The sequence below is a fragment of the Alteromonas sp. 009811495 genome, from assembly GCF_028865455.1.
GTDB lineage: Bacteria > Pseudomonadota > Gammaproteobacteria > Enterobacterales > Alteromonadaceae > Alteromonas.
This window is the reverse complement of record NZ_CP113972.1, coordinates 366,679-380,490: the sequence shown is the minus strand read 5'-3', so window position 1 is coordinate 380,490 and position 13,812 is coordinate 366,679. Positions and strand designations below refer to the sequence as shown.

Sequence of the window (13,812 nt, the reverse complement as noted above, 5' to 3'; positions counted from 1 at the left end):
TTGCATACAATGTAGGTGTTGTGCAGTTTCGCAATAAGACATAGTCAGTGCAAATATCAAATGTCGGTTGCCAACGACGAGCGGCAAAGCGTATGCTTTAGACATAATAAAGACACAAGGAAAACTACCGTGGCCGCAGCCAATTTACTCGCGCTATTAGATGATATTGCTACGTTAATGGACGACATTGCCACTATGTCGAAAGTTGCCGCACAGAAAACTGCTGGTGTATTAGGTGATGATCTCGCCGTTAATGCTGATCAAGTACAAGGCGTGAAAGCAGATAGAGAACTTCCCGTAGTATGGGCAGTTGCCAAAGGCTCGTTACTGAATAAAGCGATACTCGTGCCTGCCGCACTTGCCATCAGCACTTTTGTTCCCTCATTGATCACCGTCTTATTAGTCCTGGGTGGCCTTTATTTGTGCTTTGAAGGCGCTGAAAAATTGCTGCATAAATATCTCCCTCACGAAGAAGAAGTCAAACACCGCGAAGCAAGAATTGAGGCGCTCACCCATGAAGATGTTGACATGGTAGCGTTTGAAAAAGAAAAAATAAAAGGCGCCATACGTACAGATTTCATCTTGTCAGCAGAAATTATTGTTATCGCCCTTGGTACGGTCAGTGATGCCAGTTTAACAACCCAAATTGGGGTACTTATTGCGTTAAGTTTAGCGATTACGCTTGGCGTTTACGGATTGGTTGCAGGGCTGGTTAAGATGGATGATGTAGGCCTCTATATGTTGCGCAAGTCACTCACTGGAACAATGAATGGTGTACAACGTTTTATTGGACGGGCATTACTTGTTACTGCACCAGCGCTTATGAAAACCCTAGCAGTTGTCGGTACCGTCGCTATGTTTTTAGTTGGTGGAGGCATACTGACCCATAGTATTGGCTTTTTGCACTATATAACTGACTGGTTTGTCGGCCTTGCGCCCTCTATGTCGTTAGTTATGTCTATTGCAGCTGACGGCGTAACGGGCATAGTAGCGGGTACGATCATAACCCTTTTTGTTGCTCTTGCCAGTAAAGTGAAACGCTAGCAGTTAACCTAAGCAACTGGCCTAAATTGCTATGATGGCGTTGTAATAGCGACGCCATCCCCTTAATTATCCATGTAATCTCCCCTGTTTATCCCATCAATACACCTACCTGAAGGTCAAATACTCATACTTTCTTTCGCCTTAGCCTTTTTGACCAACTCTTTTTCAAAATAACTAAATTTTAGTCTTTAGCCTTTCGTCTAACTATCACATAAATTTTTATTTAAAAAATAAAACCATATTTATCAGTGGCTTAATTGAATTTTAAAAATTGGCACATCCCTCGCAATAAACTAATTGTTAATTGATAACGACTTAATATCGAAACCTTTGCAATACGATAGCTGCCACGCAGTATGTTTCAGTGCAGTGTCTAACTTTTTATTTTGGAGATTATTATGTTTACCGCTCGCAAACTTTTCACTGCATTGACTTTAGCCACTAGCGTAATGAGTGCAGCTGCTTTTGCTCACGAAGATAACTTAACAAGCTACACCGACTACATGGTAGAAAGTGCAGTTATGGATGTTAAGCAAAATATGGAACTTGGTGTGACTTATGACGTGCTTACTGCAAGTCACAAATTTGAGCCAGAGGTAAGTGAAGAAAATACCTTAGTGGCTGAGATTACCATTACACCAATTGAGCCTATTAGCGTAAACGACAACGACGCATAAGGAATTTGCCATGTTAACCGCCAGTACATTATTTATGTTGGTACTTGGCCCCTTTATCGCCTTTATGGTTAGCGCCCTTTTGTTTTCGACAGCACGACTGTTTTTGCAAAAAGGGCACTGAAAACGCCTTAAACGGATATCGATGAAAAAGATGCCAGACCGATAACGATTTGTTCCCTTTGCCTTCCCTGGGCCTGTGCTCCAGAGGGAGATAGAAAGCACCGAGTAATCCACTAAAGCCAAGTGATTGTGTTTTCTATCTTCTTACTGGGGCTTTTTTTTTATCCGAAGATCCGTTCCCACCAACTCTTTTCTTTCTTAGTATCCTTACCTTTAACCGGACGGCCAGAACAGTCTTGTTGCGGTGGCGGTAATACATCTAATATCGCAGGCACACTTAAGCTACCCGCACAGCCAGCCACGACTACCGCGCCACTGCGCGCATCAAAGTGAGCAATACCAAGTCCTTCTGGGAATCGGCGGGAAAGCGACTTGGGAGATTGAGAGCGCATATAATTGATAAATACCGGTAATGCTCCACCAGCACCCGTAAGATTCACAGGTTGGTTATCGTCGTTACCTACCCAAACAGTGACAACATTATTTCTATCGAAACCACTAAACCAACTATCGCGATAGTCGTCCGTAGTCCCCGTTTTGCCCGCCATGTTGATGTTGCCAAAGTTAGCGCCTACACGCTTTGCGGTGCCGTCAGTTGTGACTTTGTACAAGGCATAGTTCAGAAGATATGTTGCTGCTTCATCTGTGCGCTGCGAATAATACTCGGCTTTCTTCCACAACAGCGCATTTTCTGCTGTCACTACCGATGTCACGGTATGCAACGGAATGTAACGGCCATCATTCGACAATGTTTGATACATTTGGTTAGTGGCAAACGGTGTGAGTTCAAATGCGCCAAGGGTTAACGAAGGAACTCGCTCTGATGGCGCGGTGACTCCTAAGCGCTCGATGGTATCTGCAATGGCATCAAGCCCTATTTGCATACCTAAATTCACCGTTGGAATGTTCAGCGACTCAGTTAGCCCTTGAAGTAATGGCACTTGCCCTCTAAACGTTTTGTCGTAATTTTGTGGCGACCATTGTTGGCCATTTTTGCTTTCAAGGGTAATAGGCTCATCAGCGAGGGGCGTTGCCAGATTAAATTGCGTCGGATCTTCCAGTGCAGTCAAGTAAACGGCTGGCTTAATTAATGAACCAATAGGTCGCTTTGCCTCAAGGGCGCGGTTGAAGCCTTTAAACTCAAAGTCTTTTCCGCCAACGATAGCGCGAACTTCACCACTGGCGCTATCGGTCACCACCATAGCCCCTTGTAACTCAACTTTTCTGTCTTTTTGCAACCCATTGAGTGTACCGGCCAGCGACTTCTCTGCACGACGCTGAGCAACAATGTCCAAGGTCGTAAACACTTTCACACCTGAATCTCGCAAACTAGGCTCAGCCAGAATGTCGTTGAGTTCACGGCGCACCTGCTCCATAAATGCTGGATGTTTTCCGCTTGCTAAGCTTGCGCCACTCGCCAATCCAAGCGGCATATTAATGTACTGCTCGTACTGCTGCCGATTTATTTCATTTTCATCAAATAGCATTCTCAATACTAGGTCACGACGCTCTTTAGCGCGCTCAGCGTACTTACGTGGATTGTAATAAGAAGGCCCTTTGATAATCGCAACCAAAGTTGCAATTTCTGGCACACTGAGCTCGTTAGCTGGACGGTCAAAGTAGAAGTAACTCGCCAACCCGAATCCATGTACAGCCATGTCGCCATTTTGCCCTAGAAAAACTTCGTTGAGGTAAGCTTCGATAATTTCTGACTTACTGTAACGTGCATCTATGATCACCGCCATTAACGCTTCTTTGGCCTTTCGCACAATTGAGCGTTCCCGCGTTAAGAACATATTCTTCACAAGCTGCTGGGTGAGTGTACTGCCGCCTTGTACTGTGCGCCCCGCGGCAATGTTTGCCATTAACGCTCGCAAAATAGAAAGCGGCGCAACGCCATGGTGATTATAGAAATTTCTATCTTCCACAAGCGTTAGGGCTTTCGGCAGCATGTCTGGGATAGTGTCGAGGGTAACCAGCATTCTGTCTTCGTGCGAGCCACTGGTCATACGCGTAACTAGCCAAGGTTCAAGCCTGACTGTTCCAAAAGGCCTGTCTTGTGATCTATCATAAATTTCCCCAATACGCGCCCCACTCCATGTGACGACTAGGTGACGTAACGGCTCTGCGCCGTCGGGAAATTGAAACGCTCGGCGCTGCACATTAAGCACCTTATTTTGATAACTGTACTCACCGCTGCTATTGGCAAATGCAACCTTGCGATAGCCAAGCAACTCAAGCTCATCGATAACTTCTTGAGGTGTAATTTCTTCGCCTTTACTTATCGCTAATGGACGGGCAAATATTTGGGCAGGAACCTCCCACTTATTACCCGAAAATGAATGCTTGATTTGCGCATCTAGGTAAAACGCGTAAGCGCCCACTACAACCAAAACTACAAGGCATAAACGCCAAAACAGCGTAAATAACCAGCGACGCTTAGGCGAACGCTTCGTTTCTTTTTCCGTTGAAGATTTTTTAGCTGATGATGTACGAGTAGATTGTTTTTTTGCCACAAGAAAACGCCATGAAGAGATTGTGAATGCTATCGCTATACTTGCGAATTAAGCGCGAAGAAGAATGTCTGTATAACATTACCATTGTGACCCACCAGCAACAACTTTTTGCTATGAGCCTTTCAATAAAACGAAACAACCAATGTATACGCGTCATAGCTTTTAAAAGCACAAGTGAATTTTACTCGCGTTTAACAGTCACAATGCGATAGCATGCTATAACGCAACACAGGAATGGTACTATGCGCTCAATTTTTCAGTCTTCTTTTTCTTCTCGACTTTTGCATTCTCGTCGCAAGCTGCGCACATCGATTGCACTGTTAGTCAGCTGCATGTCGCTTAACACTGCGTTGGCTAATGAACAGTTTTCCACATGTACAGCTGCACTTGCAGACAAAGCAGCAAAAGACGGGGTTAGCCAAACGACTATCGACGCAATCTTTCCCTACCTTGTCCATCAAGATCGTGTTATTGAGCTGGATCGCAGTCAGCCCGAATTTGTACAAACATTTCCAGGCTACTTCAGTAAGCGAGTTACCGATTGGCGTACCAACAAAGGTAAAGAGATGTATGCCAAGCACAAAGCGTTACTGCATAAACTAAGCGATAAGTACGGCGTGCCGCCTCACTATTTACTTGCGTTTTGGGGGCTAGAAACTAACTTTGGCAGCTATAAAGGCAAAATGCCTGTTCTTGATTCCCTAGCCACCCTTGCCTGTGACAAACGCCGAAGCACCTATTTTACACAAGAGTTTCTCGTTGCCGTTAAGCTTTTTGAACGTGAGCAGCTTACTAGAGAGGAGATGGTTGGCTCATGGGCGGGCGCGATGGGTCATACGCAGTTTATGCCTTCTGCTTACACTAACTATGCCATTGATGGCGACGGTGACGGACAAATTAACTTGTGGGCAAGCGAAGAAGACGCGCTGTCCTCAGCAGCAAACTTTTTGTCAAATTTAGGTTGGGAAGCCGGTTACAGATGGGGACGCGAAGTTAGACTACCCAAAGACTTTGACTATCAGCAATCTGGCTACAAGAATCGCAGACCACTTTCTGACTGGCACTCGCAAGGCATACAAAAGGCAGATGGCAGTGAGTTGGGAGAAGGCGATACCGACGCCTACGTGATTGTTCCTGCGGGCCACGAGGGACCCGCGTTTATTGCATATAAGAACTTTCGCGTGATCATGCGTTGGAATAATTCTGAATTCTACGCCATTGCCGTTGGTGTGCTTGCCGATAGAATAGCTGGCGCGTCAGGTATTAAAGCTGACCTACCAGATTTGCCTGCTTACAGCCGTAAAGACATTATCGCGCTACAGAGTAAACTCAATGCGCTAGGCTTTGATGTTGGTAAGCCCGACGGTATTATCGGCCCTGCCACCCGTGAAGGCATTCGCAATTACCAAATTGCCAACAACATGATTGCTGACGGCTTCCCAGGTCTCAACGTCATGGCAGCGCTTGATGTTACGCTTGAACGCGACAAAGCAAAGAGCAATGAAAAAGCTTCATAAAAAGGACCGATAAAACGAAACTCTACATATGTTTTTTAGTTTTATTGGTTGGCACAGCATTGGCCGGATCGTCCGGCCAAAAATGCTTGGGGTAGCGCCCCTTCATCTCTTTTTGAATCTCTTTGTAGCTTCCTTGCCAGAATAATCCTAAATCGCTGGTTGTCTGAAGCGGCCTTCCTGCAGGTGACAATAACTCACAGATAACAGTAACTCGGCCATCCGCCAACATGATGGGTGCGGTTTGTGAATACATCTCCGGCATTTTAACAGACAAGACCACATCACCACTTTTGTGATAGCAAAGCGGCGCACTGCGCCCCGTTGGAATAGTAACAGTTGTCGGCAGCTGTTTCGCTAATGCGTTTTGCTGCGGCCATGACAATCCGTTATTTAGCGTTGCTTTCCATGGCAGCTTTTCCAACGCCTTAATCGAATGACACTGTGCTAGCGCGTCTTGTAAAACATCTTTAGCGTTATGAACCAACGCCCCTAAAGAACGCGGCCATGCTGCATTACCATGGTACGCATCGCTCTGGGGCAGATTTAGCTCCCCAGCGAGTGCTACTCGATGCCACCATTGCCAATCTTCTTCTTTTAACGGCCAGTCCTCTATTGCAAGATTTTCGAGATAATCAATCCACGCATTGACCAACGCATCACGCCAAAAAGCGCTATTTTCCGCTTTCTCTTGACCCGATACGGGTAAGCTATTGAGAGTAATTTCATAAAATCCTTGTGTGACTCGCGCTTCCATTTGTCCCGTTTCAGCATTCAGTCGAACACTGCGCTTTTCACTAAATGCGTCTTCAAATGCCACTCTCAACCACGCCTCTGGCACCGCTTGCGCTAAGCGAATTGCAACCATACTGCCAAGCAATTGACCTTCCAACACAGCAACCCACTGTGCATTATTAACGCCGCTTCGCGTTTTATCGTTTAACACGCCTTTGGTGTTTTGCAACTGTGCACCTTTGCCACTGGCCAGTTTGTACTCTAGCGCATTGGTTGAGTCAGCCCGTCCACCGTTGGCGCTGCGCAAGTAGCCTACTTGCAGCGGAAATGCGATAGCGATACACAGTCCAAGCGCGTCTGAATCTATCGCCTCAATGGTTAATTGTGACGCTTCAATACCAACGTATTTTGCATAGCGCTTGGCTTGATTTAGTAGCTGACTGCGTGTATTTGAACTTGCTGAAAGTAATGCGTCGTGTAAATCGCTGTTTTGAGCTAGTCCCGCAGTATTTTCACTTAACGCGACCACAAATGGCGCGGCATGTTTCAACAAGACATTGGTTGGTGTATCCAGCCCTTTAATACCGTGGTAACAAGTCAGCAGTAAATGCGCCAAATGAGGCTGACACGGCAGTTGCGCAAGCCTTCTTCCGTACTGCGTTATAAGGTTATTGTGCTCTAATGCTTTTATGCGAGTGAGTTTTGCTTGTGCGCCATTCATTTGTGCAAGTGAAGGCTTAGTGAGAAGTGCCAATGTATCAGGCGTACTTCCCCATGCATAAGTATCAAGTAAAAAGCTACTGATATCCTCTTTTTCGATTTGTGCTGCACTGAACTTGGCTAAACGCTCGAAACTATCTTTGCTGCATAACCTATAACAGATTCCCTCACTTACGCGCCCCGCCCGCCCCATTCGCTGAATAGCAGATGCTTGCGATACGCGTTGCCAAGCGAGTTCTGTGATGTCGCTTGCAACATGATATTGCGCGCTGTTTTCCCACAAACTGTCGATAACAACACGTACTCCTTCAATTGTTAAACTGGTTTCGGCAATATTAGTCGACAAAATGATTTTACGTCGTTTTTGTGTATCAGGCGCAATCGCTGCATGCTGCGCCTCTTTACTTAGCGCACCATAAAGGCAATGCAGTGCGATATCTCTTTGTTCGATAAACGCAGATAGATTTCTTGCCACGGCATTGATACTTGCACGCCCGGGTAAAAATACAAGAATATCACCGTCGTGGGCCTCTACCGCGTGTTTCACGGCGTCTGTAACGCGCGGTACAACATCACTTGCTAGACTATCTTTGGTATAGCGAACGTCTACGGGAAAAGTACGTCCTTGTGTAAAAAGTGTCTCTACTTCACAGTCGCTGTGTGTTTTCAGTAGATTACTTAACGGGTCGACATCAAGTGTTGCCGACATGACTACCAGGCGTAAGTCATCGCGTAGTCCAGCTTGCACCTCTAATGCCAGCGCCAGCCCAAAATCACTGTGAATGCTGCGCTCGTGAAACTCATCGAAAACAATAATGGCTATGCCTTCTAATTCGGGGTCTTGCTGGATCATGCGAGAAAGAATGCCTTCGGTAATGATCTCAAGTTTTGTATCACGAGATACCTTTGTTTCCCCTTTAATGCGATAACCAACTGTTTTGCCTACAGGCTCACCTAACAGCTTCGCCAAGTAATCTGCTAAATTTCTTACTACAACTCGGCGAGGTTGCATAAGCAGTACTTTTCCCTCAGTGCACGCTTGTAATAGCGCTAAAGGCAGAACGGTAGATTTACCTGCTCCGGGCGGTGCTCCAATAATGACATTACGCGCTGAAATAGCCTGTATAAGCGGTGTAACTAATTCGTAAGCGGGCAAATGTGAAAGCGGCTGTAACATAAAGAAAATAAAGGTGATATAAACTACGTAATGCTATTGTACCTGTTTTTTGCTCATCACGTTTTCCTTCACACTGATTAAAAATAACGAGGTAACATTATGCGTTGTTTTATAGGGTTAGATTTAAGTACAACCGAAAAGCTTGCGCTTGATAGTTGGCGACAACAAGCATTACCTGAAGTCATGCCGCGCGACAAGCGCGTTGAGCTTACTCGTAAAAATAAGCGCGGTGACATCAGTGGTGTTGCATCAAATAAACATGGCTTGGTACAGCCTTATGCAGTTCCTGCAGCGAATTACCACATCACATTATGCTTTTTGGGCGACATAACCCATCGCCAACACGAGGCGTTAGTTTACGAACTCGATAATATTGTTAGCGAGCCGTTTTCACTTACCTTAGATGTGACAGGTCTGTGGAACGGTCCCAAGATTCTATTTAGTGCCCCATCCTCACCGCCCAAAGCACTAATGGAATTAGCGAGATACACCCGAAAAGCGGCACGCAGCGCTGCAATAGAGGTAGAAAGTAGAGAATACAAACCCCACGTCACACTGGTGCGAAAGGCAACGAGCGCACTCCCGCTGCCACTTTATAGTCCAAGTGTTGATGTTCATGCTTCTGCTTTTCATTTGTTCGAGTCACTCTCAACCCCACAAGGCGTAACCTACCCCATACGCCATTCTTGGGCACTAAAGCACACTATGTCGGTACGTGAAAAGCTACGCAGAGGAATAACAGACGAATAAAGGACGACATTCATTATGAGTTATTCAAATTTAAGCTGGTACTGTATGACCATTGCGGTTTACTTCAGCAGTTCTAAGCGGTAAAAAGGGGTCCTGTTTTTAGAATTTTTGCAAATATCCATGCAACAAACATTTAGATTAGTCATCGACTGCCCCGACCAAATCGGGCTAGTTGCCAGCGTATCTCAGTTTCTCGCTGACCATAACGCCACCATTGTTGAAGCCAGCCACCATACCGATTTACAAACCGGTCGCTTTTTCATGCGCCATGAAATTAGCACAGACTCGCTAAAGTTAGATCATCACAGCTTTGTTAAAGAGTTCACCCCGCTTGCCAACGAATATCAAATGAATTGGAAACTAAGCGACTCAAACAAAAAGCAGCGCGTTGCGTTATTAGCAAGTCTTGAGTCTCACTGTTTAGTTGACCTGCTTCACCGCTGGCATACTGGTGAACTGCATTGTGATATTCCTGTCATCATCGCTAACCACCCCCAAATGAAACAGTTTGCAGATTGGTACAAAGTACCTTTCCACTGGGTTGACTTTAAAGCGTTGGGTAAAGAAGCGGCGTTTGCACAGATCGCTACCTTGTTGCAAGAATACAAAATTGATTTAACGGTGCTTGCCCGTTTTATGCAGATTTTACCCGACACGCTATGCCAAGAGCTGCAAGGTAAAGCCATTAACATTCACCATAGTTTTCTACCTAGCTTTGCCGGCGCCAAGCCTTATCAGCAAGCGTACGACCGGGGTGTAAAATTAATTGGGGCAACCTGTCACTACGTAACAAAAGATCTCGACGAAGGCCCAATCATCGAACAAAGCGTCAAACGCATCAGCCATAGCGACAGCGCACAAGACATGGTGAGAAAAGGTAAGGATTGTGAAGTTACCGCACTTGCGCACGGCGTGCGCTATCATTTAGAAGACCGTGTGATTATTCATCGCAATAAAACAGTCGTATTTGCATAACGATGTACTAACTCATGACCTCAATCAATATCCAATGCAATGGAGTTATGTAAGCTAGCAGTATGGGTAGTAAAACGATGAACTGTCATGATAAAAGTGTTGAAATGGGTAATGGTCAGTGGTGTTTTGCTTTTTATACTGGGGCACTACATCATCAGCTATTCCGGCCTTCCTGAAAAAATAGGGGTTAAGGGCATTTATCTTGGTGCGTTCTGCATGGCCATTGGACTTGCCATGTCGCTGCCTACAAAAATGTACTTAACCTTTCTTTTCGTTACGCGTGAAAATCGTTTACATACGCATACTAAAAAGCACTAGCGCTACTACACAGCACTTACGCGTATCGCTTTTCTAAGTCGTAGGTAGTACCACATATTAGAGGCCGCAAAAAGTGCTTCTGTAATAGCCAGCCCCCATGTTTGAGTGATAATGCCGTAAATTGTGAAGTTTAACGAGCCGACAATCATGCAAACGCGAAGCCCTGCTTCTTTGCAGTGAAGCTCACCGAAACGATACGCCATAAAAGTGAATACCGGCATAGTTTCAATAAAAGATGTCTTTCCTGTTAGGTTGTTCACAGTGAGCACGATACACATCATTGAGATTAGCGTAACGTAAGTTGCAAGAGGCGATAGTAACTTTTGTTTAATTAGACGATAGCTGGTGCTTAGCCCTGCTACGGTAATCACAATAGCGCCACCCCACGCTTGCTCGAAAACCAATAAAGATCCGATTGCGACACATAATCCAAGATTTAATAGCAATAATTTACGTTCGGTATTAGACCAAAACGAGGCGAGAGCAAAAGCAACAGGAAAAGTGTGCAATAGTAATTCGAACATTGTGTGTCACTTAACTTGGCGAACAATCCATTACCACAGATGCGGTAAACCAAAAAACGCGCGCAGTGTAAATTCCGTACAGCGTAAAGCCAATAAAAATTTAGCGTATTTCGACGAATTACATGGCACAACGACAACGCACATAAACCGTTATGTTGCAGGGAATTACGTTAAAGGACATTTAACTTATATTTACATTGTCTTAAGATGAAGTGAACCTGTTGTGCTATGCAATACGTTTTTAGCGATGTAACGCGAAATAACGTACTGCATAGTTCGACAGCGTAAGTACAAAACCATAACAAAAGACAGGAATATCCATGGGTAAATTTAAAACATCGCTTACTGCTATCGCGGTAGTGATTGCATTGGGCGCATGCTCACAACAAGCGCCAGAAAGTACCAGCACAGAAGCGCCAAGCGCTGCAAGCACAGAACAAGCACAATTCGATAATGTTTTACTTCAAGAGTTTAAAGGCCCATATGGTGGGGTACCTGCTTTCGATAAAATGAAACTTGAAGATCTAAAACCAGCACTTGAAAAAGCCATGGCACTCAATTTAGAAGAAATTGAAGCTATTGCGAACAATGAAGCGCCCCCCACTTTCGAGAATGTAATTGTGGAAATGGAGCGCGCTGGTGCTGAGCTCAGTCGCGTTTTTACTTACTACGGCATTTGGAGTGCTAACAAATCAAGCGCTGAATTTCGTGAAATTCAAGCTGAAATGTCACCTAAGCTTTCTGCGTTTTTCACTCAGATTACGCAAAATGAAAAACTATTTGCGCGCGTAAGAGCGGTATATGAGTCTGATGCGTTGAAAACACTAACGCCAGAAGAGCAGCGTATTACGTGGATGACTTACAACAATTTTGCGCGCAATGGTGCAACCCTAGATGGCGACGCTAAAAAACGTTATGCAGAAATCAACCAAGAGTTAGCGACACTTCACACGAAGTTCTCAAACAATATTCTTGCCGATGAAGAAAACTATGTAACCTACATTACCGAAGCGCAGCTCGATGGATTGCCAGCCTCTTTCGTTAAGGCTGCCAAAGCGGCAGCAGAAGCGCGTGGTGAGGCTGATAAGTACGCCATTACCAATACCCGTTCTTCGATGGATCCATTCCTAACGTACTCTACAAATCGTGAGTTACGCGAAAAAGTATGGCGCACCTACTATAACCGTGGTGACAATGCTGATGACTTCGATAACAACGAAATTATCAAACGCATACTTACACTTCGAGACGAACGCGTTGAGCTATTGGGCTATGAGAATTATGCACAATGGCGCTTAGAAGATCGCATGGCGAAAAGCCCAGAAAATGCCATGGATTTGATGATGAAAGTATGGCCTGCAGCTATTGCCCGTGTTGAAGAAGAAGTAGCAGATATGCAGGCAATTGCTGACGAGGAAGGCGCAGACATCACTATCGCACCGTGGGACTACCGCTTTTATGCAGAGAAAGTGCGCCAAGCGAAATACGATTTAGACTCAAATGAAGTCAAGCAGTACTTACAGCTAGATAAATTGCGTGAAGCAATGTTTTATGTGGCTGGACGCCTATTTAATTTCAACTTTACACCTGTTGAAGAAGGTAAAGTGCCAGTCTTCCACGACGATGTTAAAGTGTGGGAAGTGACAGATAAAGACAGTGGTGAGCACATTGGTCTGTGGTATCTCGATCCGTTTTCTCGCAAAGGCAAGCGCTCTGGCGCATGGGCAACGACATACCGCTCTTACACCACATTCGATGGTAAGAAAACCGTACTGTCTTCAAATAACTCAAACTTCGTAAAAGGTGCTGAAGGCGAAGCAACCCTAATTTCGTGGGACGATGCCGAAACATATTTCCATGAGTTTGGGCATGCGTTGCACTTCTTATCGTCAGATGTTGAATATCCTTCATCTCACTCTGGTGTTCGCGATTACACAGAATTCCAGTCACAGTTGCTTGAGCGCTGGTTAACAACCGATGAAGTGATTAACCAATTCTTGGTTCACCACGAAACTGGCGAGCCAATTCCGGCTTCTCTTGTTGAGAAAATTAAGAAGGCTGCAACCTTCAACGAAGGCTTTAAAACAACAGAATACATGGCCTCTGCCATCATGGATCTGAAATATCACACGACTGATCCGAGTAAGATTGAGCCTGACGCGTTTGAGCGTGAAGAGCTTAAGAAGCTAAATATGCCAGAAGAAATTGTGATGCGTCACCGTTCTCCACATTTTGGTCACGTCTTCTCTGGTGAGGGCTATGCAGCTGCATACTATGGCTACATGTGGGCAGAAGTGCTTACCGCTGATGCCGCAGAAGCATTTATGGAAGCCCCTGGTGGTTTTTATGATAAAGAAGTCGGTGATAGATTGGTTAAGTACCTATTCTCGGTACGCAACGCGATGGACCCCGCTGAGGCGTATCAAAAGTTCCGCGGCAGAGATGCCAAGGTGGACGCACTAATGCGAGACCGTGGCTTCCCGCTACCTAAAGATAGCGAGTAGTCAGCTTAACGTCCTAAAAGAGCCACTCTATGAGAGCCACTCTATTGAGTGGCTTTTTTATTGACCCACTGGTCAGTTTTGAAGCACAATTATCGAGTGTCTTCATGAGTGCTGTTCAAAAATCGTAAAAGATTAACTTTTATTGTCACCATGCCGATATAAACCACTGTACACAACTATAATTATAACAGTGCGTGGTTATTTTCTAGCGTTTGCTAGATATTCCTTGGACGTTGCG

At 45.2% G+C, this 13,812-nt stretch carries 10 protein-coding genes; 7 read left to right on the top strand and 3 right to left on the bottom strand.

Going from position 1 to position 13,812, the window contains the following annotated elements; translation table 11 throughout:
- The first annotated feature begins 129 nt into the window (after positions 1 to 129).
- Both OZ660_RS01675 and OZ660_RS01670 read left to right on the top strand, forming a co-directional pair.
- The gene (locus OZ660_RS01675; protein ID WP_274742342.1) at positions 130 to 1,044 is read left to right on the top strand and encodes a DUF808 domain-containing protein; all 915 of its coding nucleotides are present in this window, start codon (positions 130 to 132) and stop codon (positions 1,042 to 1,044) included.
- 398 nt (positions 1,045 to 1,442) lie between these two features.
- Positions 1,443 to 1,721, top strand: coding sequence for a hypothetical protein (locus tag OZ660_RS01670; RefSeq protein ID WP_159627373.1), 279 nt, complete (start codon positions 1,443 to 1,445; stop codon positions 1,719 to 1,721).
- 281 nt (positions 1,722 to 2,002) lie between these two features.
- Here OZ660_RS01670 and mrcB read toward each other — a convergent pair whose 3' ends face one another.
- Positions 2,003 to 4,261, bottom strand: a complete 2,259-nt coding sequence (gene mrcB, locus OZ660_RS01665) for a penicillin-binding protein 1B (protein WP_446698959.1) — start codon at positions 4,259 to 4,261, stop codon at positions 2,003 to 2,005.
- A gap of 338 nt (positions 4,262 to 4,599) precedes the next feature.
- Here mrcB and OZ660_RS01660 point away from each other — a divergent pair, with 338 nt between their 5' ends.
- Positions 4,600 to 5,874, top strand: coding sequence for a lytic murein transglycosylase (locus OZ660_RS01660; protein WP_274742340.1), 1,275 nt, complete (start codon positions 4,600 to 4,602; stop codon positions 5,872 to 5,874).
- 22 nt (positions 5,875 to 5,896) lie between these two features.
- Here the strand turns inward: OZ660_RS01660 and hrpB are convergent, their stop codons facing one another.
- Positions 5,897 to 8,503, bottom strand: coding sequence for an ATP-dependent helicase HrpB (hrpB, locus tag OZ660_RS01655; protein ID WP_274742339.1), 2,607 nt, complete (start codon positions 8,501 to 8,503; stop codon positions 5,897 to 5,899).
- A 99-nt stretch (positions 8,504 to 8,602) separates the two neighbouring features.
- On the opposite strand from hrpB, the gene thpR reads away from it, so the two are divergent.
- The 3 genes from thpR to OZ660_RS01640 all read left to right on the top strand — a co-directional run bounded on the left by thpR (position 8,603) and on the right by OZ660_RS01640 (position 10,546).
- Entirely contained in the window at positions 8,603 to 9,253 is a 651-nt protein-coding gene (thpR, locus tag OZ660_RS01650) for an RNA 2',3'-cyclic phosphodiesterase (protein ID WP_274742338.1), read from the top strand.
- Between the two features lie 120 nt (positions 9,254 to 9,373).
- Positions 9,374 to 10,228 carry a formyltetrahydrofolate deformylase gene (gene purU, locus OZ660_RS01645; RefSeq protein ID WP_159627378.1) on the top strand — a complete coding sequence of 285 codons (855 nt, stop codon included), beginning with the start codon at positions 9,374 to 9,376 and terminating at the stop codon, positions 10,226 to 10,228.
- A gap of 87 nt (positions 10,229 to 10,315) precedes the next feature.
- Positions 10,316 to 10,546: a hypothetical protein gene (locus OZ660_RS01640; RefSeq protein WP_274742337.1), complete on the top strand. Its 231-nt coding sequence runs from the start codon at positions 10,316 to 10,318 to the stop codon at positions 10,544 to 10,546.
- A 5-nt stretch (positions 10,547 to 10,551) separates the two neighbouring features.
- Here OZ660_RS01640 and OZ660_RS01635 read toward each other — a convergent pair whose 3' ends face one another.
- A complete protein-coding gene (locus tag OZ660_RS01635) occupies positions 10,552 to 11,070 on the bottom strand; it encodes a YgjV family protein (protein WP_159627380.1) in 519 nt (172 codons plus the stop codon).
- Between the two features lie 320 nt (positions 11,071 to 11,390).
- Here OZ660_RS01635 and OZ660_RS01630 point away from each other — a divergent pair, with 320 nt between their 5' ends.
- A complete protein-coding gene (locus tag OZ660_RS01630; RefSeq protein ID WP_274742336.1) occupies positions 11,391 to 13,574 on the top strand; it encodes a M3 family metallopeptidase in 2,184 nt (727 codons plus the stop codon).
- Positions 13,575 to 13,812 lie beyond the last annotated feature (238 nt).